Annotated in this window: 28 protein-coding genes; 9 read left to right on the top strand and 19 right to left on the bottom strand. The window is 69.6% G+C overall.

The features are described 5' to 3' along the window. Nucleotides 1-95: 95 nt before the first annotated feature. On the top strand, nt 96-1,406 hold the full coding sequence (gene hflX, locus WDJ58_RS12935) for a GTPase HflX (RefSeq protein WP_338913687.1): 1,311 nt from the start codon (nt 96-98) through the stop codon (nt 1,404-1,406). A 158-nt stretch (nt 1,407-1,564) separates the two neighbouring features. On the opposite strand, the gene moaC is transcribed toward hflX, so the two are convergent. From moaC to WDJ58_RS12915, 4 genes are read right to left on the bottom strand one after another with little or no spacing between them, the layout of a single operon-like run. After that, nucleotides 1,565-2,080: a cyclic pyranopterin monophosphate synthase MoaC gene (moaC, locus tag WDJ58_RS12930; RefSeq protein ID WP_338913686.1), complete on the bottom strand. Its 516-nt coding sequence runs from the start codon at nt 2,078-2,080 to the stop codon at nt 1,565-1,567. Continuing rightward, nucleotides 2,073-3,518, bottom strand: coding sequence for an NAD(P)H-hydrate dehydratase (locus WDJ58_RS12925; protein ID WP_338913685.1), 1,446 nt, complete (start codon nt 3,516-3,518; stop codon nt 2,073-2,075). The genes moaC and WDJ58_RS12925 overlap by 8 nt, the downstream gene beginning before the upstream one ends. A gap of 50 nt (nt 3,519-3,568) precedes the next feature. Continuing rightward, on the bottom strand, nt 3,569-4,006 hold the full coding sequence (locus tag WDJ58_RS12920) for a hypothetical protein (RefSeq protein ID WP_338913684.1): 438 nt from the start codon (nt 4,004-4,006) through the stop codon (nt 3,569-3,571). 1 nt (nt 4,007) lies between these two features. Next, nucleotides 4,008-4,292: an acylphosphatase gene (locus WDJ58_RS12915; protein ID WP_338913683.1), complete on the bottom strand. Its 285-nt coding sequence runs from the start codon at nt 4,290-4,292 to the stop codon at nt 4,008-4,010. Nucleotides 4,293-4,407: 115 nt separating this feature from the next. On the opposite strand from WDJ58_RS12915, the gene WDJ58_RS12910 reads away from it, so the two are divergent. Continuing rightward, nucleotides 4,408-5,214: a hypothetical protein gene (locus WDJ58_RS12910; protein ID WP_338913682.1), complete on the top strand. Its 807-nt coding sequence runs from the start codon at nt 4,408-4,410 to the stop codon at nt 5,212-5,214. Between the two features lie 15 nt (nt 5,215-5,229). Here WDJ58_RS12910 and WDJ58_RS12905 read toward each other — a convergent pair whose 3' ends face one another. Beyond that, entirely contained in the window at nt 5,230-6,147 is a 918-nt protein-coding gene (locus WDJ58_RS12905) for a DNA-3-methyladenine glycosylase family protein (RefSeq protein ID WP_338913681.1), read from the bottom strand. Nucleotides 6,148-6,256: 109 nt separating this feature from the next. Here WDJ58_RS12905 and WDJ58_RS12900 point away from each other — a divergent pair, with 109 nt between their 5' ends. Next, on the top strand, nt 6,257-6,745 hold the full coding sequence (locus WDJ58_RS12900) for a DUF555 domain-containing protein (RefSeq protein ID WP_338913680.1): 489 nt from the start codon (nt 6,257-6,259) through the stop codon (nt 6,743-6,745). A gap of 105 nt (nt 6,746-6,850) precedes the next feature. Here WDJ58_RS12900 and WDJ58_RS12895 read toward each other — a convergent pair whose 3' ends face one another. Beyond that, entirely contained in the window at nt 6,851-7,087 is a 237-nt protein-coding gene (locus WDJ58_RS12895; RefSeq protein ID WP_338913679.1) for a UPF0058 family protein, read from the bottom strand. Nucleotides 7,088-7,271: 184 nt separating this feature from the next. On the opposite strand from WDJ58_RS12895, the gene WDJ58_RS12890 reads away from it, so the two are divergent. Then, nucleotides 7,272-7,676: a translation initiation factor IF-2 subunit beta gene (locus tag WDJ58_RS12890; protein WP_338913678.1), complete on the top strand. Its 405-nt coding sequence runs from the start codon at nt 7,272-7,274 to the stop codon at nt 7,674-7,676. A 5-nt stretch (nt 7,677-7,681) separates the two neighbouring features. Here the strand turns inward: WDJ58_RS12890 and WDJ58_RS12885 are convergent, their stop codons facing one another. Further along, nucleotides 7,682-7,858, bottom strand: coding sequence for a hypothetical protein (locus tag WDJ58_RS12885; RefSeq protein WP_338913677.1), 177 nt, complete (start codon nt 7,856-7,858; stop codon nt 7,682-7,684). A gap of 151 nt (nt 7,859-8,009) precedes the next feature. Next, nucleotides 8,010-8,975, bottom strand: coding sequence for a transcription initiation factor IIB (locus WDJ58_RS12880; protein ID WP_338913676.1), 966 nt, complete (start codon nt 8,973-8,975; stop codon nt 8,010-8,012). A gap of 330 nt (nt 8,976-9,305) precedes the next feature. Here WDJ58_RS12880 and WDJ58_RS12875 point away from each other — a divergent pair, with 330 nt between their 5' ends. Further along, nucleotides 9,306-10,025 (top strand): metal-dependent hydrolase, encoded by a 720-nt coding sequence (locus WDJ58_RS12875; RefSeq protein WP_338913675.1) that lies wholly within the window; start codon nt 9,306-9,308, stop codon nt 10,023-10,025. Nucleotides 10,026-10,092: 67 nt separating this feature from the next. Continuing rightward, a complete protein-coding gene (locus WDJ58_RS12870) occupies nt 10,093-10,491 on the top strand; it encodes an OsmC family protein (RefSeq protein ID WP_338913674.1) in 399 nt (132 codons plus the stop codon). Between the two features lie 119 nt (nt 10,492-10,610). Here WDJ58_RS12870 and WDJ58_RS12865 read toward each other — a convergent pair whose 3' ends face one another. The 4 genes from WDJ58_RS12865 to WDJ58_RS12850 form a co-directional block, all read right to left on the bottom strand. Then, nucleotides 10,611-11,417 carry an enoyl-CoA hydratase/isomerase family protein gene (locus WDJ58_RS12865; protein WP_338913673.1) on the bottom strand — a complete coding sequence of 269 codons (807 nt, stop codon included), beginning with the start codon at nt 11,415-11,417 and terminating at the stop codon, nt 10,611-10,613. A 65-nt stretch (nt 11,418-11,482) separates the two neighbouring features. Next, nucleotides 11,483-12,583 carry a phosphotransacetylase family protein gene (locus WDJ58_RS12860; RefSeq protein WP_338913672.1) on the bottom strand — a complete coding sequence of 367 codons (1,101 nt, stop codon included), beginning with the start codon at nt 12,581-12,583 and terminating at the stop codon, nt 11,483-11,485. After that, complete coding sequence (locus WDJ58_RS12855; RefSeq protein WP_338913671.1) at nt 12,580-14,733, bottom strand: acetate--CoA ligase family protein; 2,154 nt, start codon at nt 14,731-14,733, stop codon at nt 12,580-12,582. Before WDJ58_RS12855 ends, WDJ58_RS12860 begins: the two co-directional genes overlap by 4 nt. Nucleotides 14,734-14,844: 111 nt before the next feature. Then, nucleotides 14,845-15,321 carry a YbaK/EbsC family protein gene (locus WDJ58_RS12850; protein WP_338913670.1) on the bottom strand — a complete coding sequence of 159 codons (477 nt, stop codon included), beginning with the start codon at nt 15,319-15,321 and terminating at the stop codon, nt 14,845-14,847. A gap of 341 nt (nt 15,322-15,662) precedes the next feature. Between WDJ58_RS12850 and WDJ58_RS12845 the strand changes: the two genes are divergently transcribed. Continuing rightward, nucleotides 15,663-16,058, top strand: coding sequence for a hypothetical protein (locus tag WDJ58_RS12845; RefSeq protein WP_338913669.1), 396 nt, complete (start codon nt 15,663-15,665; stop codon nt 16,056-16,058). Nucleotides 16,059-16,115: 57 nt separating this feature from the next. Here the strand turns inward: WDJ58_RS12845 and WDJ58_RS12840 are convergent, their stop codons facing one another. Continuing rightward, nucleotides 16,116-16,805, bottom strand: coding sequence for a DUF7504 family protein (locus WDJ58_RS12840; RefSeq protein WP_338913668.1), 690 nt, complete (start codon nt 16,803-16,805; stop codon nt 16,116-16,118). Nucleotides 16,806-16,898: 93 nt separating this feature from the next. Between WDJ58_RS12840 and WDJ58_RS12835 the strand changes: the two genes are divergently transcribed. Next, a complete protein-coding gene (locus tag WDJ58_RS12835) occupies nt 16,899-17,687 on the top strand; it encodes a DUF7547 family protein (protein WP_338913667.1) in 789 nt (262 codons plus the stop codon). A 104-nt stretch (nt 17,688-17,791) separates the two neighbouring features. Here the strand turns inward: WDJ58_RS12835 and WDJ58_RS12830 are convergent, their stop codons facing one another. The 5 genes from WDJ58_RS12830 to WDJ58_RS12810 form a co-directional block, all read right to left on the bottom strand. Next, nucleotides 17,792-18,187 carry an OB-fold domain-containing protein gene (locus tag WDJ58_RS12830; RefSeq protein WP_338913666.1) on the bottom strand — a complete coding sequence of 132 codons (396 nt, stop codon included), beginning with the start codon at nt 18,185-18,187 and terminating at the stop codon, nt 17,792-17,794. Next, nucleotides 18,184-19,341, bottom strand: coding sequence for a thiolase C-terminal domain-containing protein (locus WDJ58_RS12825; RefSeq protein WP_338913665.1), 1,158 nt, complete (start codon nt 19,339-19,341; stop codon nt 18,184-18,186). The genes WDJ58_RS12830 and WDJ58_RS12825 overlap by 4 nt, the downstream gene beginning before the upstream one ends. A gap of 156 nt (nt 19,342-19,497) precedes the next feature. Further along, nucleotides 19,498-19,848: a hypothetical protein gene (locus WDJ58_RS12820; RefSeq protein WP_338913664.1), complete on the bottom strand. Its 351-nt coding sequence runs from the start codon at nt 19,846-19,848 to the stop codon at nt 19,498-19,500. Between the two features lie 2 nt (nt 19,849-19,850). Beyond that, nucleotides 19,851-21,449 carry an acyl-CoA carboxylase subunit beta gene (locus WDJ58_RS12815; RefSeq protein ID WP_338913663.1) on the bottom strand — a complete coding sequence of 533 codons (1,599 nt, stop codon included), beginning with the start codon at nt 21,447-21,449 and terminating at the stop codon, nt 19,851-19,853. Between the two features lies 1 nt (nt 21,450). Continuing rightward, a complete protein-coding gene (locus WDJ58_RS12810) occupies nt 21,451-22,191 on the bottom strand; it encodes a beta-ketoacyl-ACP reductase (protein ID WP_338917851.1) in 741 nt (246 codons plus the stop codon). 413 nt (nt 22,192-22,604) lie between these two features. On the opposite strand from WDJ58_RS12810, the gene WDJ58_RS12805 reads away from it, so the two are divergent. Next, nucleotides 22,605-23,621 carry a PAS domain-containing protein gene (locus WDJ58_RS12805; RefSeq protein WP_338913662.1) on the top strand — a complete coding sequence of 339 codons (1,017 nt, stop codon included), beginning with the start codon at nt 22,605-22,607 and terminating at the stop codon, nt 23,619-23,621. Nucleotides 23,622-23,655: 34 nt separating this feature from the next. Here the strand turns inward: WDJ58_RS12805 and WDJ58_RS12800 are convergent, their stop codons facing one another. Beyond that, nucleotides 23,656-23,997 carry an NUDIX domain-containing protein gene (locus WDJ58_RS12800; protein ID WP_338913661.1) on the bottom strand — a complete coding sequence of 114 codons (342 nt, stop codon included), beginning with the start codon at nt 23,995-23,997 and terminating at the stop codon, nt 23,656-23,658. Nucleotides 23,998-24,074 lie beyond the last annotated feature (77 nt).

Below are 24,074 nucleotides of genomic sequence, written 5' to 3'. Positions count from 1 at the left end.
ATCTCGGCGTAAGTCTCTTGTGTCGGTATCGTAACGGTGACTGGCCCCACCACGGGGACCGAAGTTAAGTACCGGAACCACCTATCCCCCGGTGAGTGACCGGCACACACGACGGGACGGCGGTGGTCGCCAAGCGCGTGGACTCCGGGGAGGCGGACACGGAGGAGATACGCGAACTCGCGCGCGCGGCGGGGTACGAGGTCGTCGCCGAGGTGACCCAGACCCGCACGGAGGACCCGGCGACGTGTCTCGGCGAGGGGAAGGCCGAGGAGCTCGCCCGGGTCGTCGAGGCGACCGAGGCACGGGCGGTCCTGTTCGACAACCGGCTCGGCCCCTACCAGACGTTCAACCTCGGCAACCTCCTCCCCGAGGGGGTCGAACTGATGGACCGGTTCCGGCTCATCCTCGAGATCTTCGGCCAGCGGGCCAACACCAAGAAGGCCCAGCTCCAGGTCGAACTCGCCGAACTCAGGTACGAACTCCCTCGCGCGGAGGCCAAGGTCTCGCTCGCCAAGCGCGACGAGCGCCCCGGGTTCATGGGGCTCGGCGAGTACGACGAGTCCCGCGAGGAGGACATCAAGAAGCAGATCTCGAACATCCGGGCCGAACTCGACCGGATCGAGGAGACCGACGAGCACCGGCGCGAGCAGCGCCGGGAGTCGGGGTTCGACCTCGTCGCGCTCGCCGGCTACACGAACGCCGGGAAGTCGACGCTCCTCCGGCAGCTGGCGACCGATCTGGACGTCGACGAGAACGAGGGGCTCCACCCCGACCTCGATCCGACCGCCGAGTCCGAGGACCGCCTGTTCACGACGCTCGGGACGACCACGCGCCGGATGGAGACCGACCGCCGGGACGTTCTCCTCACCGACACCGTCGGGTTCATCTCGAACCTCCCGCACTGGCTGGTCGAGTCGTTCAAGTCCACGCTCTCGGAGGTGTATCGCGCCGACCTCGTCCTCCTCGTCGTGGACGTCTCCGAGCCGATCGAGGAGATTCGCGAGCGGCTCGTCACCAGCCACGACACGCTCTACGAGCGTAACGAGGCACCCATCGTGACGGTGCTGAACAAGGTCGACCGCGTGGACGAAGCGGAGCTCGAACGCAAGCGCCAGGCGCTCTCCTCGCTCGCGCCCAACCCGGTGGCCGTCAGCGCGATCGAGTCCACCGGCATCGAGGAGCTGAAGTCCCGCATCGACGGGGAGCTCCCGCCGTTCGAGCGCGAGCGGCTCGTCCTCCCGATGTGTGACGACGCGATGTCGCTCGTCTCCTGGGTCCACGACAACGCCCACGTCGAGGACGTCGACTACGGCGAGCAGGTGGTCATCTCCTTCGAGGCCCGCCCGTCGATCGTCGAACAGGCGCGTGCGAGAGCGAGCGACGTCGCCGCGCCCGTGGAGGCCTGACCGCGCCCGGCTCACTCCTCCTGTCACCCGGCGGTACCGGCCTCGCGTTCGACCGGAGACGGGGGTATCGTCGTAGTTGTCGATAGTGTCCCCGCCCGGGGCCGCGCAATCGGACTGTGGCGGCGGATCGGATCGCCCGACAGGTTACGGATGCGCTGTCAGTCGACCTGTCGTTTCTCCTTTGCCACCACGCGGACGCCCGAGATGCGCGTCGCCGGGTACTGCCCGTCCTCGTCCTTCTCGACCGCCTTGACCATGTCCCAGACGACGTTCAGGCCGGTGGTGACGCCTTCGAGGGCCTCCATCTCGCAGCCCGTCTTCCCGGTGGTCTCGACGGCCACCGTGAGAGTGATCCGGTCCTCGGCGACGTCGAACTCGGTGTCGACGTTCGTGATCGGTATCCCGTGACACATCGGGATCGTCTCCCAGGTGTGCTTGACCGCCTGGACTGCTCCGACGCGGGCGGTGGCGAGCACGTCGCCCTTCGCCACGTCGTTCGCCCGGACGGCCTCGACGGTCGACTCGCGCAGGCGTATCTCCCCGCGCGCGACCGCCCGCCGGGCGGTGTCGGGCTTGTCGCCGACGTCGACCATCTGGACGTCCCCGGACTCGTCGACGTGCGTGAGGTCGCGCTCGGAGCTGGCGGCGTCCCCGGCCTCGGCGTCCTCACTCATCCTCGTCCTCCGGGGACCGAAGGACCCCCGATATCGCGTCGACCAGATCCGTGGCGACCAGCCCGTAGCCGCGCTCCTCGAGGACGACGTCGCCCGCGCGGCCGTTCGCGTAGGCGGCGACCGCCGCGGCGTCCTCGGGGTCGAGGACCGACGCGAGCGCGCCGGTCACCCCCGCGAGGACGTCGCCCGTCCCGCCGACGGTCATCCCCGGATTCCCGGTCCGGCTCACCCGTGTCCGCTCGCCGTCCGAGATCACATCGTAGGCCCCCTTGACGAGGAGGACGTGGCCGAGTTCGGCGGCGAACCCCTCCACGAGGTCGGCCCGCTCGCGCCAGTCCTCGCTCGTCTCCCCGCCTATCTTCTCCAGTTCGCCCTGGTGTGGCGTACATATCAGCGTCGCGTCGGTCTCGATCCCGGGAACGACCTGCAGGGCGTCGGCGTCGACGACCGCGGTTCCCTCGAACCCCTCGAGGAACGACCCGACCGCCTCCAGGGTCTCGTCGTGGCCGCCGAGCCCGGGGCCGAAGACGACGGTGTCGTGCTCGTCGGCCAGCGCGGCGATCCACTGGACGTGGCCCGGGAGGAGGTGTTCGCCGGCGAACGAGCGGACGATGAGGTCCTCGCTGAACCCCTGGACCTCGCGGGCGATCGACTCCGGGCAGGCGACCCGGACGAGGTCGGCCCCGGCCCGGAGCGCCGCCCGGGCCGAGAGCGTCGGCGCGCCCGTGTACGGCCCGCCGCCGACCACGAGCACCTCGCCGTGATCCCCCTTGTGGCTCTCGGACTCGCGGCCCAGTCGGAGCAGGTCGCCCGGGCCGACGAACGTCTCGGCGGCCTCGGGAATCCCGATAGACTCGACGCGGACCTCGGCGTCGAGTTCGGAGAGGCCGGGTTTGGTGTCGTGGAAGGTGACGACCCGGTCGGCCTCGACCGCCCCCGCGTACGCCTCGCCGGTGTCGGCGTCGACGCCCGACGGGACGTCCACCGAGAGGACCGTCGCGCTCGATTCGTTCGTCAGCCGGGCGGCCGTCCGCTCGGGTTCGCGGAGGGCGCCCGCGATACCGGTCCCGAGCATGGCGTCGACGATCAGATCGGGATCCCCGAGATCGAGGTCGGTCGAGTCGGACACCTCGTGGGCGTCGACCTCGGCCTCCCCCAGTGCCTCCCAGTTCTCCGCGGCGATGCGGGTCGAGATGGTCTCGGCGCGGCCGAGCAGGTGGACCGTGACGTCGTAGTCGGCGAGGAAGCGGGCGGCGACCAGCCCGTCACCGCCGTTGTTCCCGCGACCACAGACGAGCGCGACGCTCGATCCCGGATCCGCGAGGTCACGGACCGCCCGGGCGACGGCGTTTCCCGACGACTCCATCAGCTGTTTTCGGGGGACGCCGAGGGCCTCGGCGTTCGCGTCGAGGACCGCGACTTCCCCTGCGGAGATCATGGCCGGGCGTTCGACGGGGATTCGGTTAAGCCTGCGGGACCGCGGGGAACCTACTCCCCGATCGGGGCGTCCGGGGCCGCCGACTGCCGATCCGCGACCGTGTACGCGTCGTAGATGGCGTACAGCCAGACGAGGGGGTAGAGCAGGAGGCCGATGCCCACGACGATGGAGAACAGCGCGAGGAAGCTCCCGACGATGACGAGTAACCCCTTCTCCAGTTCCCGGTTGTACAGCTGTCCGAGCCCCGGGAACACCGCCGAGAGGACCGCGGCGACGAACGGGTTGCCACCCCCGGTAAGCTGTTCGACCGCGCTGTCGAGCCCCGACGAGGGCGGGTCGCGCTGACGTATCCCGCACTCCGGGCAGATCTCGGCCTCGCGCGCGATGACCGCGCCGCAGTCCCGACAGAACACCTCCTCGGGACCGCGCTCGCGGGGACCAGTCGTCTCTGCGGAGGGTTCAGCGGACTCACTGGAGGGCTCGTCCATGTCAGCGCCTGATCTCGAACCCCGATAGGCCTTCCGGCTCCCCGTACTCGGCGGAGACGTCGCTCACCTCGGCGCGAGGCGAGCCCTCGTGACACCACTCGACCATCGACTCGACCGCGTCCCGGGGGCCCTCGAAGACCGCCTCCACCCGGCCGTCGTCGAGGTTTCGCACCCAGCCGTCGAGGTCCCGTTCGTGGGCGGCATCGCGGGTGTTCGCGCGGTAGTAGACGCCCTGGACGCGCCCGGAGACGAACACGTGGGCACGCGTCCGCTCGTCGTCGGACATGGGCCTCGATAGGGAGCCGATCCCGAAAAGTCGGTCGGCGACCGGAACCCGCCGGACGCCGGCAGCGCCCCGGTAGCGCCGAGCGTTTATGCGCCCGGCGGTGGAAGATGGGGCCGTGAAGCCCTACCCGCCCCTCGCCGACCTCGACGCCCTCCCGGGGGACCACTTCGAGGGGAGCGTCTGGGTGCGCGAACTCGTCGCGGGCGAGGGGCTGCGATTCGGGGTCACCGACGGGGGGTACCTCCGGTTCGCGGCCGGCGAGCGGCAGTTCGAGGCGGACCCGCCGCTCCGGCTCCGGCGGGCGGTCGGGCACGTCCGGAACCGGTTCGACGTCGACGCGCTCGCGAGCGAGGCGAGCGATCCGACCGAACTGGTCTTCTACGGTGTCGCCACCATCAGGGACGGGATCGAGTACGACTGGGATCGGCTCGCGCCGTTCCTGGGGTTCGACGTCTGGAATGGGGCTCGCGGGGCGTGGCTCCCGAACGACGCCGTCGCGCGCGCCTTCGAGGGACTCGGACTGGAGGGCGTGAACGCCTTCGAGAAGGAGCTACCGGTCAGACACTTCTACCCGGAGCGATACGAGATACCCCGATCCGCCTGGTACGACGGCCCCGCGGCGGGGGTCGTCGTCCGGGACAGTCACGGGAACCGCGCCGCCCGCCGAAACCCGGACGTGGAGAGGACGAGCGTGGACCTCCCGGCGGATCCGTCGAATCTCGCGGCGGCGCTCGTCACCGACGACCTCGTCGAGCGGATCGGTAGCGAGATCGGCGAGGAGACGTTCGACGCGCTGTTCGACACGACGCTCGACGAGACGTTCCGGCTCGCCCACCCCCTCGTCGAACGGTGGGACGAGGGGGAACGGCGGGAGTTCCGGGGGGCGGTCGCCGAGCGCGTCCGGTCGTTCGAGTCGGGGTGATCTCGTCGGCGGCCGCTACTCCCCGCCCGTCCGGAGGTAGAAGAAGACGTACGTCTGTGCGTAGCCAGCGTACTCCCCGCCGAACCGCTCGCGGATCGCCCGCGAGGTCTCGCGGTAGTTCCCGCGGTCGCAGTCGGGGTAGTACTCGGCGATGGCCGTCCGTATCCACGTATCGAGGGGGACGGCCTCGAGGAAGTCGAGCGAGAACAGCAGGACGCAGTCGGCGACCTTCTCGCCGACGCCGACGAACCGGGTCAGGTACTCGCGGGCGTCCTCGTAGTCCATCCCGGCGACCTCGGCAGGGTCGGCTTCCCCGGCGGCGACCATCTCCGCCGTCCGTTGTACGTACGGCGCGCGGTAGCCGAGCGAGAGGTCCCGGAGGTCGGCCTCGGTCGCGGCCGAGAGCTGTGGGGGCGTCGGAAACGCGTGGTAGGTCCGCCCGTCGAACTCGACGGGATCGCCGTAGGCGTGCGCGAGCCGCCGGACCATCCCGTGGATGCGCTCGACGCGCATCTGCGCCGAGCAGATGAACGAGACCAGCGAACCGAACGGGGGGTCGCGGACGAGGCGCATTCCCCGGTAGCGGTCGTAGGCCCGCCGGAGCAGCGGGAGGTCAGGCGAGTCCCCGACGATGGCGTCGAGGTCGTCGTCGAGCCGCAGGAGGCGCGTGAGGTGCTCGGGGGCATCGGGGATCGAGGCTTCCCAGACCAGCTCCGAGCCCGTCCATCGGGCCCGGATCACCTCGGGGTCGCCCGTCGACGTGTGGGTCGCGGGGAGCACCGTGTGGTACCAGGCGTCGCCGCCGTGGGGGACGTCATCCTCGAACATGCCGCCGTCGTCGCGCGACCAGAGGTAGGTCTGCCCGCTCTCGATCGTCGACTGCATGTCGAACCCGCCCGCCAGCCCGCCGCCGGGAACGACCCCCTCGTGCATACTCCGGGGTCGGGGGGACTCCGCATCCCGCTTTCGCTCCGACCCCGGTGTGTGGGTTGTTCACTACGGGCGAAGGTTCATGCCTCTCGAAAGGCAACTTCACGACACTATGGACTGCCGAGTCGTCGTGGAGGCCGCCGTCCCGGTGTACGACGTGGCGACCGCGGACGAGGCGGTGCGCATCGCCATCTCCAAGACGGGAGAGATGCTCAACCCGGACCTCAACTACGTGGAGATCGACATGGGCGAGCGGTCGTGTCCACACTGCGGCGACGGGCTCGAACCGGCGTTCGTCGCGGCCGACGAGGGGCTGGTCGCCCTCGAACTCGAGATGACCGTCTTCAACGTCGAGCGCGAGGAGCACGCCTCCCGCATCGCCCGCAAGGAGATCGGACAGCGGCTCGAGAACATCCCGCTGGAGGTGCTCGTCGTCGACGTCATCGAGGACGAGGAGGACGAGGAGGGGGAGAGCGACGGGAACGAAGCCGTAGCCGACGACGGTGACGAGGACGACACGGGGGAGACGCTCGTCCCGGACGACCCGAGCGCCGGGGACGACGTCCTCCCCGAGTTCGAAGACCTGATCGAGGACAACTGACCGCCCGGTCGCCACGCCGGCTCGCTGATCCGGCGTCGGACCCTCCAGCGGAAGTGGCCGGAGCGATCGCTGTCCGGGTCTGATGGTTCGTCCCGACTCGGGGACTCAGTCGGCGGTCGGGGAGACCGGCTGCTCGGTCTCGGCCTCCATCTCGGAGGTGATCCCGTCCGCCAGCGCGAAAACGGCCGCCTTGTGGTCTGTCTTCGATTTGTGGATGGATGTCGGGCGAACGCCGAGCTCGCGATATCGCTCGTCGTCGACCTCCGTCTTCTGGGACTGTTCGTAGTGGTTGCGTACCTCCGCAAGCAGGCCGTGGAGATGAATGAGCTCCTGCTTCTTCATGGTCGCTCGTGCATAACGACCGCACGTTTATAGTATTATCCTGAGTCTCGTTAACACGCGACCCCCTCAGAGCGCCTCAGACCCCCGTGTGTGACCGTTTCGCTCGGCACAACGTTCGTGAACGATCGTCAGCAGTCGGCGACTCCGAAAGGGTTTTTCACCCGACGGGACGCAACCGTTGGGCATGGACTACGAGGACGGGCTCGACCGAGCGCTCGAGGAGACCCCCGACATCGAGGGGGATACCTCGCGGTTCCAGCTCCCGGACCCCGAGGTCCGACAGGAGGGCAACGCCACGGTCTTCGAGAACTTCCAGGAGGTCGCCGACCGGCTCGACCGTGACCCCGATCACCTCATGGGCCACCTCCAGAACGAGGTCGGAACGAGCGCGACCGTCGACGAACGGGGTCGGCTCCGGCTCACCGGGGAGTTCCGCACCGAACGGATCCGTGACGCCCTCGAGACGTACGCCGAGGCGTACGTCATCTGCCCGGAGTGCGGACTGCCCGACACGCACCTCGAACGGGAACAGGGGGCGTACGTCAGACAGTGTGACGCCTGCGGTGCCCGGTCGGCGACCGGCGAGTAGTCAGATCACAGCTCCCGCATCGTCCGGAGGTCGTGTTCCGTCCGGGCGAACTCGGAGAGCCGGCGGCTGGCGTGACACCCCGGGCAGTGGAACGTCCGGGACGGCTCCGGGAGGTCGCTGGGCTGTCGCTCCCAGTGCTTTCCACACTCCGGACACAGAAGTCTGACGTACGTCTCCTCCATGGCTCTTCCGTGGGACAGACAAGGTGAAAAAAGTTAGCAACGCGTCCGGGCGCGCCCGGACGTGAACGTCGGAAACCGCGGTTACCGCGGCGAACACCGGTCGCGAATCACCTACGAGCGGGAGGGCTCGTGAGGACTGGTGTAGTCCGTATCAGGCCGCGACCGCGTCGCCGGCCTCGAGTAGCTCCTTGTACCGGTTCCGGATGGTGACCTCCGAGATGTTCGCGACGTCTGACACCTCGCTCTGGGTCACCTTCTCGTTGGTCAGCAGCGCCGCGGCGTACACTGCCGCCGCCGCCAGCCCCACCGGGGACTTCCCGCTGAGGATACCGGCCTCGCGGGCGTTGACGAGCAGTTCGCGGGCGCGGCGTTCGGACTCGTCGGAGAGGTCGAGGTCGCTGGCGAACCGCGGGACGTAGCTCTCGGGATCGGCGGGCCTGATCTCCAGGCCCAGCTCGCGAACCACGTACCGGTACGTGCGCGTCAGCTCCATCTTGTCGACCCGCGAGACCATCTCGACCTCGTCGAGGCTCCGCGGGACGCCGGCCTGTCGGGCGGCGGCGTACACCGCGGCGGTGGCGACTCCCTCGATGGACCGCCCCGGGAGGAGGTCCTCGGAGAGCGCGCGCCGGTAGATGACGCTGGCGGTCTCCCGGACGTTCTCGGGGAGTCCGAGCGCGCTCGCCATCCGGTCGATCTCGCCCAGCGCCTGTTTCAGGTTGCGCTCTTTCGAGTCACGGGTGCGGAACCGCTCGTTCCAGGTGCGCAGCCGCTGCATCTTCTGGCGCTGCCGGTTCGACAGCTGGCGGCCGTAGGCGTCCTTGTCCTGCCAGCCGATGTTCGTCGACAGCCCCTTGTCGTGCATCATGTTCGTCGTCGGCGCGCCGACACGGGACTTCTGGTCGCGCTCGCCGGCGTCGAAGGCGCGCCACTCGGGGCCGCGATCGATCTCGTCCTCCTCGACGACGAGCCCGCAGTCGGCACAGACGACCTCCCCGTGTTCGGTGTCGGACTCGAGTCGCCCCCCGCACTCGGGGCAGACGAGTTCGTCCTCGGGGGCCGTCGCCTCGGGCTCCTGCTCCTCTCGTTCGTAGGTTCTGATGGTGGTTTCGCTCATGGTGGGTGCGAGAAGCGCCCCTCGGGCGGGGACCGAATCGCCGAAAATCCCGGGGGGTAGCTCCTAACTCTCAGTAAGGGCGAAAGCTATTTAAATCTTTCGCGGAATGGCGAACCATCGTTCGACCGATACCGGGCGTGAAACGGTCATTTCTGCCGGAATAATCGTTACGCGAGCAGGACGGGGCAGATCCCGATTGACGGCGACCTGGACGGCGCTAAAGGTATATAGGTATCGGTGATCGTCGAGGCCGGTTCGACGGTAGCGAACCGGGGGTCGTCGGGATGGCCCTGAACCGTTAAGTCCCGTCCACGAGAACGTCCGGGCGTCATGGAACTGACCTGGCACGGTCACTCGACCTGGCGCGTCGTCGTCGGCGACACCCACCTCCTCGTCGACCCGTTCTTCGACAACCCGAAGACCGATCTCGACCCCGAGGACGTCGACGCCCCGGACTATGTCCTCCTCACGCACGGGCACGCGGACCACATCGCCCACGCGGCGGCGTTCGAGGACGCCACGCTCGTCGCCACCCCAGAGATAACGGCCTACATGGCCGACGAGCACGGGCTCGAGGACGCCATCGGGATGAACATCGGCGGGACCGTCGAGTGCGGCGACGCGTTCGTGACGATGCACCGCGCGGACCACACCTCCGGGCTGAACACCTCCTACGAGTACGAGGCCGGGATGCCGGCGGGATTCGTTATCTCGGACAGGAAGCCGACCCAGGAGTCCGACGCCGACGCGACGACGTTCTACCACGCGGGGGACACCGGGCTGATGACCGAGATGCGCGACGTCATCGGTCCGTTCCTCGAACCCGACGCCGCGGCGCTGCCCGTGGGCGATCATTTCACCATGGGGCCGACGCAGGCCGCCATCGCCGTCGACTGGCTCGACGTCGACTACGCCTTCCCGATGCACTACGACACGTTCCCGCCCATCGAGATCGACACCGACGACTTCGTCCGCGAGGTCTCCGCGACGGGGAGCGATGCCGAGGTGGTCGTCCTCGACGGCGACGAGACGTTCACGCTGGACGGGTAGCCCGATCCCGGCCGACCGACCCGACCCGGTCACATTTTTACGCGGGGCACGAGAAGCCCCTCCCGCTATGGCAGATATCGAGGCAACCGCGAAAAACGACGAGAAGTTCTTCGCCACCAGCCGCGTCGGCGACTTCGAACTGAGCATCGACGCCACCGGCGAGGACGGACCGTCCCCCGACGAGATCGTCGTGGCCGACTACGCGGCGTGTTACTCGTTCGCGTTCCGCGCGGGCGCGGATCGCGAGCACGACCTCTCGCTCGGCGCGATCCGGACGGAGGCCGAGGCGAGCCTCACCGACGACGACTTCCTCGAGTCGGTCAGCCTCACCGTGCACGTCGAGGACGACCTCGACGACGAGCAGGTCGACGCGCTGATCGAACTCGGCGAGGAGCTCTGTCACGTCCACCAGGCGGTCAAGGAGGAGCTCCACGCGGACATCAACGTCGTCCCGAACTCCTCCTGAGCGGCGCCTCCGGGGGCTGCCCTCCCGATCCGTTCTTTCGGACGCCACCGTCGACCGGTGGGTCCGTCCCGACGACCAGGGTCGCCTACGTCAGCGGCACGTGTGACTCGCCGGGCGTCCTATCGCCCCCGCCACTCGGGCTCCTCGCCGGCCAGGAACGCCTCGATGCCGGCCTCGGTCTCCTCGCTCATGGCGACCAGCGAGATGATCTCCCGCCCGTACGAGAGGGCCTCGGCGAACCCCATCTCCCGCTGGTTGTAGAACGCCTCCTTTCCCATCTCGATCATCACCGGCGAGGAGGCCGCGAGGTCGTCGACCAGATCGTCCAGTTCGGCGTCGAAGTCGTCACTCGGGACGACCTCCGAGGTGAACCCGATCTCGTCGGCCCGTGCGGCGTCGATCCGTTCGCCGGTGAACAGCAGTTTGAGACCCTGCTTCTCGCTCACCGTCCGCATGATGGGGACCATCGCCTGTGCGGGGAGCAGGCCGATGTCGACCTCGGGGGTCCCGAACGTGGCGTCCTCGCCGGCGAGGATCACGTCACACGAGGCGGCGAGACCCATCCCCCCGGCGAGACAGTATCCCTCGACGGCGGCGACGACGAGCGCGCCGGTGTCGACCATGCGCTCCATCAGGCCCGCGAGCGTGCCGAACCCCTCGCGGAACGCCTGTGCGTCCCGCCCGAAGCTCTCGGCCATCGACTGTAGGTCGCCGCCGGCACAGAACGTCCCACCCGCGCCGCGGAGCACGACCACCCTGGTCGGCGAGTCGTCGGCGTAGTCGAAGACGGCCGCGAGGCCGTCGAGGACGGCGTCGTTGAGCGCGTTGCGCTTCTCCGGGCGGTCGATCGTCGCGCGGACGACGAGCCCGTCGTCGCTCCCGGTCACCCGGAGGTCGTCGTTCCCGAGGTCGGCGGCTGTTGGCATCGTTCCGCCCTGCGCGGAGCGGGGTTACAAGGCTGTGGGAACGACGACGGCTCTCGCGGACGGTCCTACTCCTCGTGGACTTCGCCGGCCAGCGACAGCATCGCGTCCACGTCGGCGTAGTCCCGGAGGAGTTCGCCCATCCGCTCGACGGTCTCGCGGCTCCGCGCGCGGCCCGAGCGGATGACCGACTCGATACGCTCGATGGCGGTCGCGGTGTCCGACTGCACGAGCAGGACGGGTTTGCCGACCTCCTCGGCGCGCCCGAGGACGGTCCCCGGCGGGCGGAACCCGCCGGTCAGGACGAGTGCCCGCACGCCCGGCGCTTCGAGCCCGGCGGTCTGTATGTCGGCGCGGTCGCCGCCGGTGACCATCACGGCGTCGCGGGTCCGGCGGAACTGCGTGAGCGCCTCGCTCGCCCCCATCGCGCCGACGACGAACCGCTCGACGAACTCGCCGTTCCCCGCCGACGTGAGCGGTTCCGCGCCGATCTCCTCGGCGAGTTCGGCGACGGTGATCCCGGCCAGCTCCTGGACCCGCGGGAGCGCGCCGAACACACGGATCCCCCGCCCCTCGAGGAACGGGATGACGTCGGTCGTGAGGTCGTCGTAGGCCGCGTCGCCCACCGCGTTGAACAGCACCCCGCCGAGCCGGTCGCCGATCCGGTCGGCGGCGTCGACGACCCGGTCGACGTCGCCGGGTTCGCCGTACGGGGCGACGAGCAGCACCCGCGCGTCGAGCAGGTCGGCCACGTCGGCGTCGGTCAGATCGACGATACCGCCGGTGGTGAGCCCGCCGCCCTCGACGATCATCAGATCGTGGTCGGCGGCGAGCCCCTCGTAGGCCTCCCGTACCGTCTCGCGGAGGCTCTCGGCGTCCTCGCGCCCGCGAACGACCTCCTGAACGAAGGTGGGCGAGTAGACGACCGGCTCCATCTCGTGCATCTCGGCGTCGAGGTCGAGCAGTTCGCGGGCGAGCATCGGGTCCTCGTCGAGTGTCTTGCCGACCGAGGACTGGAGCCGGGTGCCCTTCGGTTTCATGAAGCCGACGTCGCGGCCGTTCTCCCGACCTGCGAGCGCCAGCGCCAGCGCCACGGCGGTCTTGCCTGTGCTCTCCTCGGTCGAGGTGACGAGTATCGGCTTCGGGTTGGAGTTCGGGTTCGGGTTCATCGCTGTGTCTCCGTGGTCTCGGTGGTGTCGGCGTCGGGTTCGGGCTCGGGACCCGGGAGCTTCTCGGGGTCGACGGTCAGCCGGACGTCGACCGCGGTGGCGCTCTCGGGGGTCACTACGAGCGGGTTCACGTCGAGTTCGAGGATGGCGGGGAAGTCGGTGACGAGCTGTGAGAGCCGCTGGATGGTCTCGACGACGCTCCCCTCGTCGACGGGGTCGCGGCCGCGGGCCCCGCGCAGGAGCGGCGTCGCGCGGATCCCCTCGATCATCTCGCGGGCTTCGGGTTCGGCGACGGGCGCGACCCGCACGGTCGTGTCCTCGAGCACCTCGACGAAGACGCCGCCGAGGCCGAACAGGACGAGCGGGCCGAACTGCGGGTCGCGGTTCGTCCCGACGATCGTCTCCACCCCGTTCGAGGTGTCGAGCAGCTCCTGGACCTGCACGCCGAGCAGGTCGGCGTCCGGCTGGTAGCGGCGCGCGCGCGTGATCAGGTCCTCGTAGGCGTCCCGCACCTCCTCGCTGGGGACGCCGACCTTCACGCCGCCGATATCGGACTTGTGGAGGATGTCCGGCGAGACGATCTTCATCACGACGTCGCCGCCGATCCCCTCAGCGACTCGTTCCGCGTCGGCGGGCGAGTCGACGACCTCCCCCTCCGGGATGGGAATGCCGTAGGCCGAGAGCAGGTCCATCGCCTCGACGCCGAGCCGAGTGGTCCCCCGACGACCGGCGTCGGCCAGCACCTCGCGGGCGTGCTCGCGGTCGACGTCGAACTCCCTCGGGGCGGTGTACTCGGCGTCGCGGATCTCGCGGTACTCCCTGAGCGCGTCGAGCGAGCGGACCGCCCGGGCGGGGTCGAAGTACGTCGGGACGCCCGCGCCGCTGAGCGTCCGGCCCGCCTCGCGGGTCGAACTCCCGCCCATCAGGCTCACCGCCAGGGGCTTCCCGTGCGCCTCGCCGGCGTCGACGACCGCCTCGGCGAGCGCCTCGAACGAGAGCGTCGCCGTGGGACAGGCGATGACGACCGCCGAGCCGACGTTCGGGTCCGCGAGCGCGACGTCGAGCGCCTCCGCGAACCGATCGACGGGCGCGTCACCGATGACGTCGATGGGGTTGTAGACGTTCGCGTTGTCGGGGAGCGCCTCCGAGAGCGCCCCGACGGTCCCCTCCGCGAACGACGCCAGCGATAGCCCCGAGTCGCCCACGGCGTCGGTCGCCATCACGCCCGGCCCGCCGGCGTTCGTGACGATAGCCACGCCATCGGAGTCGGGGACCGGCTGGCCGGCCAGTATCGCGGCGTAGTCGAACAGCTCCTGAACCCCCTCGACCCGGAGGACGCCGGCCTGATCGAGGCCGGCCTCGTAGGCCGCCTCGCTCCCCGCGATAGCGCCCGTGTGGGAGGCGGCCGCGTGGGCACCCGCCTCCGTCCGTCCGGACTTGACGAGCACGACGGGAGTGTCGTCGGTCACCGTCCGGGCCGTGTCGATGAACGATCGGCCGTCCTCGATCCCCTCCAGATAGCCGAGGACGACGTCCGTCTCCTCGTCCCGTCCCCAGTGCTCGACGAAGTCCGACTCGTCGAGGACGGCCTTGTTGCCCAGCGAGACGATGTCCCGGAAGCCGACCTCGCGGTCGGCCGCCCAGTCGAGGACCGCGGTGACGAACGCCCCCGACTGGGACATGAACGAGACGTTCCCGGGTTCGGCCCCGAGTGGGGCGAAGGTGGCGTTCATCCCGACGGGCGTCGAGATCACCCCTACCGAGTTGGGCCCGACGACGTTCATGTCGTACTCGGCGGCGACCTCGGCCAGTTCTCGCTCCCGCGCCGCGCCCTCGTTGCCGGCCTCGCCGAACCCCGCGGTGATGACGACCGCGTCGCGGACGCCCGCCTCGCCCGACTCGCGGAGCACGTCGATGACCGCGTCGGGAGGGACGGCGACGACGACGAGGTCGGCATCCGGGACGTCCGCGACCGAGTCGTAGCACCGTCGGTCGAACAGCTCGTCCCGCGAGGGGTTGACCGGGACCACCCGCCCCTCGAAGGAGTCGAGCATGTTCTGCATCACCGCACGCCCGACCGAGCCCTCGCGGTCCGTCGCGCCGACGACGGCGACACACTCCGGCCCGAACAGCGTCGTCAGGTCGACCATCCGTCTCCTCGGGCCTTCTCCGGCCGTGGGTAAATCACCGTCGCCTTCAGTGGCCGGGAGGGGTCCGCGAGCGGACGACGAGTCGCCGGCGGGTCCCGAGGCGGGGCGGGGCTACTCGGCGACGTCGACGGGCGTCGCGTCCGCGAGTTCGCACAGCCGCTCGGGCGGGGCGCGAAAGACCGCCTCGGGCGTCCCCGCGGCCGCCCACACCTCCTCGTGGTCGAGGAGCGTCTCGTCGAGGTAGACCGGCACGGCGGTGTCGTGACAGATCGGCGGGACGCCGCCGATGGACCACCCGAGTTCGGCCCTGATTCGGTCGGCGTCGGCCATCCCGACCGCGCTCTCGGGAACCCCGAGCGCGTCCGCGAGCTTCGACTCGCTCACCCGGTTCGACCCCGACGTCACCACCACGACGAGTTCGCCGTCGGCCTCGAAGGCGAGGCTGCTGGCTATCTGTGCGACCTCGCAGCCGACCGCCCGGGCGGCGGCCTCCGCCGTCCGGGTCCCGACGTCGAACTGGTGGACGTCGGGGTCGAACCCGTACCGCTCACGGGCGGCCGCTGCGAACTCCTCGGCACGCGGATGCATGGTCGGTCCGTCCGACGTCCCCGATCAAAGAACCACCGTCGGCGCCACGATTTACCGGTCGTCGGAGTCGCCACCTCGGTCGCGAAGCGCCGAAGACCTCCGGGCGACTGTCGCGGACCTCACGGACCTCGTGGACCTCGCGGGAGGTGCCACGACGACGGTGCGACCTCCACACCGCCGACACGCCCGCACCGATAGCGTCACTGCCCGCCCCGTTGGCGACGGCCCGCGACTCCACGGTTCGGATGGTGCCTCGCCTCGACACGGCGAGCCCACGCGGCCGGGTCCGGGAGTGTCGACCGGAACCGGTTTCATCCGCCCGACGCCTATCCCCGTCGACCGTGCCCAGTCCAGCCGTCCGCGACCCGCTCGACGCATTCGATCCGGATCTCGTCTCGTCGGTCGCTGCCGAGACCGGCGGGAGCGCCGACGCGCTACGGTCGCTGCTCCGCCGACACCAGGAGTCGGTGCGCGATCTCCCGGGGGTGGACGACCTCGTCTACGAGTGGCGACGGGCCCTCGACGACGCCGTCGTCGTCCGGACCCCCGAACTGTTCTGCTGTGCGGTCCGGCCCGTGGTCTGGTCGGAGTTCGCCGACGCGCTCGGGCTCGACGGCGAGGAACGCGAGCGCCTCGTCGCCGTCCACGACCGCCAGGCGCGCCGGATCACCCGGGCGGAGGGGGCGAGCGAGAGGGCGTTCGGCGGCCGGGCGGCGGTCGTCCTCACGCGGGAGTGAGCGACGCGCTGGACGGTCGCGCCGCTGGCGGTCGTGAGTCCGTCGGGGAGCGAGGATTCAACCGAGCGCGAGCCAGTCGGTGCTGCCCCGCCCGTCCGTGAGCGTCCAGCGCTGCTGTGGGCCGTCCGTTCCGACCCGGAGTTCGACGACGGCGTCGAAGAGCGGTTCGATGAACCCGACCACCTCGGCGTCCGCCGATACTGGGAGGTGGTAGTGGGCCATACCGTTCACGCGGTCGACGTCGGAGGTCATCGCGTGGAGGAAGGCGATGACGCGCTGGCGGTCGTGCTCCTCGAGGAGGGGTACGAGCGAGTCGAGACAGACGCGGAGTTGACCCGGCGCGAGGCCGCCGGCCCGCTCGTCGGCCGCCTCGATCTCGTCGGCTACCTCGTTGCCCAGCGCGACGAGCGGGTCGTGTGGCTCCCCGTCCGGACCGGAGACGGAGAGGGGGCCCGGCGAGGTGGCGGGCCGGGTGGCAGCCGTGCTCCGGGTGAGCGATCGGTGCTCCACGGTGCGGACGGGATCGGCGTCGTCGGGCAGACGTGTCTCCCGTTCGGCGTCGCGATCAGTCAGTACGAGCAGCCGCTCACGGGGGGAGTCGGCGTCCCCCATGAACCGCCGGGACGCGGACAGGTGGGCCGCCTCGTAGGCCGGGCCGACCAGCAGGAGGTTGCTCCCCCGGCGTTTCAGTGAGGCGAGCGCTTTCGCGAAGGAGGCCGCCCCACCGGCACTCGTCTCCGGGACCATGATATTACACGATTCGTCGGTCAGATAATAAGTATTTGGGCTCGCCGTAACAGTCGGGCACACGGTTTTGACCGTGGCGACCGAACGAGGGGTATGACCGACCGTGGATCCGGCCCCCGCGACGACGATCGCCCCCGAGACGACCAGGACCTGGCGGAGCTCGTCGACGAGCTGTCGACGACCCTCGAATCCCTCCAGGGTGTGGTCGGCCCGGGCGATCGAGGCCGACCCCGACGGCGAGGTCCGACCGATCCCCGGATCCCGACACCGCCCACCCCCCGCGAACTCGTCCGGTTCACCGAGCAGTACACCATCCCCACGCTCATCGCACTGCTGGAGTCCGGCGTCCGTTCGCTCGAACTCCTGCGGGCGACGCTCCGGCTCCTCGACGGCCGGGGTATCGAGGCCGCCTCGCCGGAGACCCGCGAGCGCGTCGAGTCCGTCGGTCGGACCACGCTCGACCGGATCGACGCCGTCCTCTCCGACCTCGGGTCGGCGGTCGAAGGGGGCGAACCCTCCGACCCGGACGCGCGCGACCTGCTCGCCGACGCGCGGGCCCTCCGCGAGGAGATCGACCGGCGGCTACGGGAGGTCGAGGCCGGCGAACGCGACCGGGACGACGAGCGCGACTGGGACGGGACCGCACGGAGGACCTCCGGTCGGGTACCCACGAGGGGCCACGAGATCCCCGTCCGGTCGGCGGACGAGGAGGAGGAGGGGGACGCGAGCGAGGGTGACGACGCCCCCGCAGTCGACGTGGAGGCGGAGCTGGATACGATACGTCGTGACCTGAAGGGCGAGGGGAACGGGGATCTGCCGGCCGCCGACGAGGGCGAGGGCGAGACGGACCCGGACGACGAGGACCGGAACCGGAGCCGATAGCCGGCGGTCATCGAAAGGAAGGAAGGAAGGAAGGAGGTGAGGACGTTCGGGGTGTGGGAGGGTGAGAGGCGCGGACTCTACCGCGGGTCGGATTCGCCGCGGGCTCAGTTCCCGGAGTCGCTTCCCTCCCGATCCGCCGGGGCATCCAGGGGTTCGAACCGGTAGCCGTCCCACGCCTGGCTCTCCGGTTCGCGGATGCCGGCCCCCGGTTCGCGTAGCTCCTCGGCGTACACCGGCCTGACGGTGTCGCCGGTCTCGACCTCCCCCTCGACCTGCCCGATCGCCCGTACCGGGGTGCCGTCGACGTCGAACTCGACGATGGCAACGGTGTTCGGTGACCGCACCCCGGGCGGCGTCGAGTGGGAGGTCGTCCAGGTGACGACCTCGGCGGTGTACTCGCTCAGATCGACGGTCCCCACGGGTTCGCTCCCGTCGGGGCCGATCGGGTGACCCGGGTAGGTGATGCTCCCGTCGGCGTAGCGGTAGGCTTCCATCGTCATCGCGCGGCCTCCATGATGGTGGTGATGACGCAGTTACCGAACCCGCCGACGTTGCAGGCGAGGCCGATCTCGGCGTCGACCTGGCGGTCGCCCGCACCGCCCACCAGTTGCTGGTAGATCTCGTAGCCCTGTGCGACCCCCGACGCGCCGAGCGGGTGGCCCTTGGACTTGAGCCCGCCCGACGTGTTGATCGGGAGCGAGCCGTCCATCGCCGTCTCCCCGTCCATCGCCATCTCCCAGGCCTCGCCCTTCTCCGCGAAGTCGAGCCCCTCCATCTGGAGGAACTCGAGGATCGTGAACATATCGTGGAGTTCGGCCACGTCGACGTCCTCGGGGCCGTAGCCGGACATCTCGTACGCCTCGCTACCCGACTCGACCACGCCGCCCATCGTCGTCGGATCGGCCCGCTCGTGGACGACCAGCGTGTCCGTCGCGCCGGCGACCCCCGCGATCGTGGCGTACTCGTCGGTGTACTCGCGGGCGACGTCCTCCGGGCAGAACAGCAGCGCCGCCGAGCCGTCGGTAATGGGACAGAAGTCGTAGAGCCTGAGCGGATCGGCGACCATCGGCGACTCCATCGCCGTCTCCACGTCGATCTCCTTTTGGAACTGTGCGTGCGGGTTGCGCGTGCCGTTCTCGTGGTTCTTCACCGCGACGTGCGCCAGCGACTCCCGGGGCGCGTCGAACCGTTCGAGGTAGTGTCGTGCGGTGAGCCCCGCGAACGACGGCAGCGTGAGCCCGTGTTTGTACTCGACGGGGTGGGTGATGGAGGCGATGACGTCCGTCGCCTCCTCCGTCGAGCGGTGGGTCATCTTCTCGCCGCCCACGAGGAGCGTCATGTCGCTCGCGCCGGAGGCGACCGACTGCCAGGCGGCGTAGATGCCCGACCCGCCCGACGAGGAGGTCTGGTCGACTCGCTGGGTGTACGCCGGGAGCACACTCAGGTCGTGTGCGAGGGCGTTCATCACGCCCGTCTGTCCCTCGAACTCGCCGCTCGCCATGTTCGAGACGTAGAGGTGCTCGACGTCGTCCGGCCCGACGCCGGCGTCGTCGAGACAGGCCTCGCCCGCCTCCGCGAGCAGGTCGAGTATCCACTCCCCCTCGCGCCTGCCGAACTGTGTCATCGAGGCACCGATGACGGCCACGTCACTCATGGTTCGTGGGAGAAGTCCGTCCTGTCCGCCCTAACTGTTTGGGAACCCCACGACCAGCCGAGGGGTACCGGCGGAGGGGGTCGGGGAACGACAGGCCAGAAGCGCGTGGAAACCGTACGACTGGATCCGGTTCGCCGGATCCCGAGTCCCGTGTTCCTACCAGGTCGTTGCCCTGTCAGCCGTCTTCCACTCCCGACCGGACCGACACGCGGTGGGGACGCCGCCCGGCGTGCGCCGGCCGAGCCGACCGGCGAGACACCAGGGATCGACCGCGTAGCGCGGCTCCTCGTCGGCCTCCGCCGCCTCCGCCTCCGCGCGGAGGTGCTCGGCGAGGACGGTCGCGAGCGCCGCCGCCTCCGCGTCCGTCGGGTCGCCCGAGACGGCGACGTCCGCACCGGCGACGTCGAGCCTCGTCGTGGCCTCCGAATGACCGCCGTGTTCGGCCCGGTCCGCATCCGGGCCGTTCGAATCCGCCGCGTTCCGTGTCGGTCGCTGTAGTTCGGGCATGGTCAGAGTGGGATGTTGCCGTGGTCCTTCGGCGGTGACTCCTCGCGCTTGCGTTCGAGCAGTTCGAGGTCGTCGACGAGTCGTCTGCGGGTGGACTCGGGCTCGATGACGTCGTCGACGTAGCCCCGTTCTGCGGGCTTGTACGGATTGGCGAACTCCTCGCGGTACTCGTCCATGAGCTGTTCGCGCCGCACCTCCGTGTTCTCGGCCTCGGTCAGCTCCCGACGGTAGAGGATGTTCACCGCCCCCCGGGGACCGAGGACGGCCATCTCCGCGCCCGGCCAGGCGTAGTTGACGTCCGCCCCGAGCTCCTTCGAGCCCATCACGATGTACGCCCCGCCGTAGGCCTTCCGCGTGATCACGGTGAGTAACGGCACCGTCGCCTCGGCGTAGGCGTAGATGAGCTTCGCGCCGTGGCGGATGATCCCGTTGTGCTCCTGATCCGTTCCGGGCATGAACCCGGGGACGTCCACGAGGGTGAGGACGGGGAGGTTGAACGAGTCACAGAACCGGACGAATCGGGCGGCCTTCTGCGAGGACTCGATGTCGAGCGTCCCGGCGGAGGCTCTCGGCTGGTTGGCGACGATCCCGACCGAGCGGCCGTCGAGACGGGCGAACCCGACGACGACGTTCCGGGCGAACGACCCGTGGACCTCGAAGAACGAGCCCGTGTCGCAGACCTCGTCGATCACCTCGACGACGTCGTAGGGCTTCTTCGGCGACCCGGGGACGATGTTCCCGACCTCGCTGTCGCGTTCGGGGTCGTCCCAGGGGTCGACCCGCGGGGGATCCTCGACGTTGTTCAGTGGGAGGTACGACAGCAGCCGGCGGATGCGGTCGAGCGCGTCCTCCTCGCTCTCGCAGGCGACGTGTGCGACCCCGGAGGTGCTGGAGTGGGTCCGGGCCCCGCCGAGTTCCTCCATCGAAACCTGCTCGCCGGTGACCGTCTCGATCACGTCGGGGCCGGTGATGAACGCGTGGGAGGTGTCCTTCACCATGAACGTGAAGTCCGTGAGCGCGGGCGAGTAGGTCGCCCCGCCGGCACACGGACCCATGATGCAGGAGATCTGTGGGACGAGTCCGGAGGCGTCGGTGTTACGCTTGAAGATGCGGGCGAACCCCACCAGCGAATCGACGCCCTCCTGGATCCGCGCACCTGCCGAATCGTTCAGGCCGATCACGGGCACGCCGGCGTCCACCGCGCGATCCATCGCCTTGCAGATCTTGTCGGCGACGGCCTCGCCGACGCTCCCCCCGAGGACGGTGAAATCGTGGGCAAAGACGAACACCTTGCGGCCGTCGACCTCGCCGTAGCCCGTGACGACGGCGTCGCCCGGGTAGCGCTTCTCCTCCATCCCGAAGTTGGTGGACTGGTGCTCGACGAACGGGTCGAGCTCGCGGAAGGTGTCCTCGTCGAGGAAGTAGTCGATCCGCTCGCGGGCGGTGAGCTTGCCCTTCGCGTGCTGTTTCTCGACGCGGTCGGGGCCGCCGCCGGCCTCGGCCTGTCGTCGGCGACGGCGCAACTCCTCCAGCGGGTCGAGGTCGGTGGCGACGTCGGCCGTCGGGTCCGCGGCCGGGTCGGACTCCGACTCCTGACTCATCTCACCACTCCATCCCACCGTTGACCGCGAGCACCTGGCCGGTCATGTACGAGGAGTCGTCGCTGGCGAGGAATCGGACGATTCCCGCGACGTCGTCGGTCGTGGCGAACCGGTTGAGCGGGATGCGGTCGAGGATCTTCTCCTGGACCCGTTCGGGGACCGTCTCGAGCATGTCCGTCATGACGAACCCCGGCGCGACGCAGTTCGCCGTCGAGTTCTCGTGGGCGAGTTCGAGCGCGATAGTGCGGGTGAAGCCGAACAGCCCCGACTTGGTGGTGGCGTAGTTGGCCTGGCCGTAGTTACCCTGCTGGCCGACCACGCTCGAGATGTTGATGAGCCGGCCGCCCTCGGCGTCGCGGATGTCCTCGAAGTAGGCCTTCGTGCAGTTGAACACGCCGCCGAGGTTCACCTCCATCACCCGGTCCCAGTCCTCGCGGGTCATGTTCTCGAACTTCTTGTCGACGGTGAGCCCCGCGTTGTTGACGAGCACGTTCGCGGCCCCGAACTCCTCACGGGTGGTCTCGGCCATCTCGTGCACCTCGTCGAGGTTCGAGACGTCCGCCTGCACGGGGATCGCCTCGCCGCCAGCGTCCTTGACGGTGTCCGCGACCTCGTAGGCGGCCTCCTCCGAGGAACGGTAGTTGACCACGACCTGGGCACCGTGTGTGCCGAGTTCTTCGGCGATGGCCCGGCCGATACCCCGTGACGCGCCCGTCACGACGCACGTCTTGTTCGCGAGCATCGGGGGGCGCTCGCGGGCCTGCTGGGACTGCCCTGCGGGTTGGGCGTTCATGTTCGGAGGGCGTGTGTTCACTGGCATAATAGTTGCCCTTATACTGCCTATTATTTAACTCACCGTGTTCCAGTGCCATGGCAATATTTGCATATCCGGATTCAGATCTCCCTGAACAGCCGTTCGATAGCTACTCGGGCGTATTATATGTCCTAATATATCGGCCGTGTCCCGCGATCCGTTCCGGGTCGGAGCGACGAACCCGTCATCTCATCCGGACGATCCGGTCGGATCCCGACGCCCGTGTGCCGGACGGGCCTCGCTTACTCGGAACCGATGGGGTCGAGGGGGGCGGCCCGAGCCCAATATCTTGCATTCCATACAGAACAGATATAAACGTGTGAACCGTGATCGGACCCAGGATGGGTCTTCCCGGGGGGTTCGCGAGGCGGCTCCTCGACGAGTTCTCCCTCAGCGTGGCCGTCCTCGACGGCGACGGTCGGATAGTCTGGGTCAACCGCGCCTGGCGCGAGTCGGAGGAGGAGCGCCGTCCGGGCACCGGCGGCGTCGGGACGAACTACCTCGACGCGACCGCTTCGGCGACCGACGACCCGTACGGTCGGCGGGCGGAGGCGGGTCTCGCCGGGGTGCTCGGCGGCGACCGGTCCGGGTTCACCTTCGAGTACCCCTGTCACGGCGAACGCGAACTGCGATGGTACTCGATGCGGGCCACGACGGTCGAGTTCGACGACCGGCGGTACTGTCTGGTCGCCCACGAGGACGTCACCGATCGGAAGGTCTCGGAGCTGGTGACCCGTGCCCGTCGCGACGAGGCCGCCACGCTGAACCGGATGTTCACCCACGAGCTCCGGAACGCCGTCGGGAGTGCGGCCGGGTGGCTCGATATGCTCGATACCGAGGCCGACCAGACGGGCGGGATCGAGCGGATCGCCGCGGCGCTCGATCGGATCGAGCGGGCCGTCGGCGACTCGAGTCGGCTGCTCGACCTCACCCACGAGTCCCGGACGTTCGAACGGGTCGACATCGTGGGGCTCGCGGAGGCCGCGTGGAAGCGACGCGATCGCGGTGACGTGTCGCTCGAGTTCGCCGATCGGTTCCCGCTCGTCTGTTACCCCTGGCGGACCCAGCGCCTCCTCGAATCGCTGTTCGACAGCGCCGCCGCGGGATCGTCAGTCACGGTGGTGCGGATACGCCTCGGAACCCGGGAGTTCTACGTCGAGGACGACCGTTCGGAGCCCGTTCCCCCGAACCCCGAACTGGCGTTCGCCGAGACGCCGGTCGGTCGGGACGGCCGGCTCTCGACCGGGCTCTCGCTGTCACGGCCACTCGCGCTGATGAACGGCTGGGAGCTCTCGCTCGAACCCTCGCCGCTCGGCGGCTGGCAGTTCACCGTCCGGACCGAGCAGCTCCACGTCTGAGCGGGACCGTCGCAGCCCCCGCGAGGCGTCCCGCTCACTCGCGGCCGGCGCGTCGGAGCGTCTCGATCCGCTCGACATCGTCCACGAGGAAGTCCGGAGCATCGGGGTGGGCCCGGACCTCGTCGAGCGAGAGCCACCGGACCGCCGTGACCTCCGCCGGGGTACGGCAGTGGGGCTCGCCGCCCTCGTACTCGCACAGCGTGACGACGTTCAGGTAGTCCGTGCCGCCGTCGGTCGTGGACGTCCGGCTGTGGACGTACTCGACGGCCCCGACGTCCAGGCCGACCCCCTCCGCGACCTCGCGGCGGGCCGTCGCCTCGATGGATCCGTCGCCACCGGGTGGGCGCTCTATAGTAGCGTTCGGAACCGATAACACACTCCGGACGGGGACGACCCCCCGTCCGTGAGTAAAGCCTTCCGAACGCGACTATACCTTCCCGCCCGGGAACGCCA

Origin of the sequence: Salinirubellus litoreus, from assembly GCF_037335815.1 — an archaeon.
GTDB lineage: Archaea > Halobacteriota > Halobacteria > Halobacteriales > Haloarculaceae > Salinirubellus > Salinirubellus litoreus.
This window is presented reverse-complemented; position numbering and strand designations above follow the sequence as displayed.

What these genes read in the sequence shown, in the direction of transcription:
- WDJ58_RS12865 (WP_338913673.1), bottom strand. Translation starts at nt 11,417, where the DNA reads ATGCCAACAGCCGCCGACCTCGGGAACGACGACCTCCGGGTGACCGGG.
- WDJ58_RS12840 (WP_338913668.1), bottom strand. Translation starts at nt 16,805, where the DNA reads ATGGTCCCGGAGACGAGTGCCGGTGGGGCGGCCTCCTTCGCGAAAGCG.
- moaC (WP_338913686.1), bottom strand. Translation starts at nt 2,080, where the DNA reads ATGAGTGAGGACGCCGAGGCCGGGGACGCCGCCAGCTCCGAGCGCGAC.
- WDJ58_RS12905 (WP_338913681.1), bottom strand. Translation starts at nt 6,147, where the DNA reads ATGCACGAGGGGGTCGTTCCCGGCGGCGGGCTGGCGGGCGGGTTCGAC.
- WDJ58_RS12815 (WP_338913663.1), bottom strand. Translation starts at nt 21,449, where the DNA reads ATGAGTCAGGAGTCGGAGTCCGACCCGGCCGCGGACCCGACGGCCGAC.
- WDJ58_RS12890 (WP_338913678.1), top strand. Translation starts at nt 7,272, where the DNA reads ATGGACTACGAGGACGGGCTCGACCGAGCGCTCGAGGAGACCCCCGAC.
- WDJ58_RS12920 (WP_338913684.1), bottom strand. Translation starts at nt 4,006, where the DNA reads ATGGACGAGCCCTCCAGTGAGTCCGCTGAACCCTCCGCAGAGACGACT.
- WDJ58_RS12900 (WP_338913680.1), top strand. Translation starts at nt 6,257, where the DNA reads ATGGACTGCCGAGTCGTCGTGGAGGCCGCCGTCCCGGTGTACGACGTG.
- WDJ58_RS12875 (WP_338913675.1), top strand. Translation starts at nt 9,306, where the DNA reads ATGGAACTGACCTGGCACGGTCACTCGACCTGGCGCGTCGTCGTCGGC.
- WDJ58_RS12820 (WP_338913664.1), bottom strand. Translation starts at nt 19,848, where the DNA reads ATGCCCGAACTACAGCGACCGACACGGAACGCGGCGGATTCGAACGGC.
- WDJ58_RS12810 (WP_338917851.1), bottom strand. Translation starts at nt 22,191, where the DNA reads ATGCTCGCGAACAAGACGTGCGTCGTGACGGGCGCGTCACGGGGTATC.
- WDJ58_RS12830 (WP_338913666.1), bottom strand. Translation starts at nt 18,187, where the DNA reads ATGACGATGGAAGCCTACCGCTACGCCGACGGGAGCATCACCTACCCG.
- WDJ58_RS12825 (WP_338913665.1), bottom strand. Translation starts at nt 19,341, where the DNA reads ATGAGTGACGTGGCCGTCATCGGTGCCTCGATGACACAGTTCGGCAGG.
- WDJ58_RS12870 (WP_338913674.1), top strand. Translation starts at nt 10,093, where the DNA reads ATGGCAGATATCGAGGCAACCGCGAAAAACGACGAGAAGTTCTTCGCC.
- WDJ58_RS12850 (WP_338913670.1), bottom strand. Translation starts at nt 15,321, where the DNA reads ATGCATCCGCGTGCCGAGGAGTTCGCAGCGGCCGCCCGTGAGCGGTAC.
- WDJ58_RS12880 (WP_338913676.1), bottom strand. Translation starts at nt 8,975, where the DNA reads ATGAGCGAAACCACCATCAGAACCTACGAACGAGAGGAGCAGGAGCCC.
- WDJ58_RS12835 (WP_338913667.1), top strand. Translation starts at nt 16,899, where the DNA reads ATGACCGACCGTGGATCCGGCCCCCGCGACGACGATCGCCCCCGAGAC.
- WDJ58_RS12915 (WP_338913683.1), bottom strand. Translation starts at nt 4,292, where the DNA reads ATGTCCGACGACGAGCGGACGCGTGCCCACGTGTTCGTCTCCGGGCGC.
- WDJ58_RS12855 (WP_338913671.1), bottom strand. Translation starts at nt 14,733, where the DNA reads ATGGTCGACCTGACGACGCTGTTCGGGCCGGAGTGTGTCGCCGTCGTC.
- WDJ58_RS12860 (WP_338913672.1), bottom strand. Translation starts at nt 12,583, where the DNA reads ATGAACCCGAACCCGAACTCCAACCCGAAGCCGATACTCGTCACCTCG.
- WDJ58_RS12925 (WP_338913685.1), bottom strand. Translation starts at nt 3,518, where the DNA reads ATGATCTCCGCAGGGGAAGTCGCGGTCCTCGACGCGAACGCCGAGGCC.
- WDJ58_RS12805 (WP_338913662.1), top strand. Translation starts at nt 22,605, where the DNA reads ATGGGTCTTCCCGGGGGGTTCGCGAGGCGGCTCCTCGACGAGTTCTCC.
- WDJ58_RS12895 (WP_338913679.1), bottom strand. Translation starts at nt 7,087, where the DNA reads ATGAAGAAGCAGGAGCTCATTCATCTCCACGGCCTGCTTGCGGAGGTA.
- WDJ58_RS12885 (WP_338913677.1), bottom strand. Translation starts at nt 7,858, where the DNA reads ATGGAGGAGACGTACGTCAGACTTCTGTGTCCGGAGTGTGGAAAGCAC.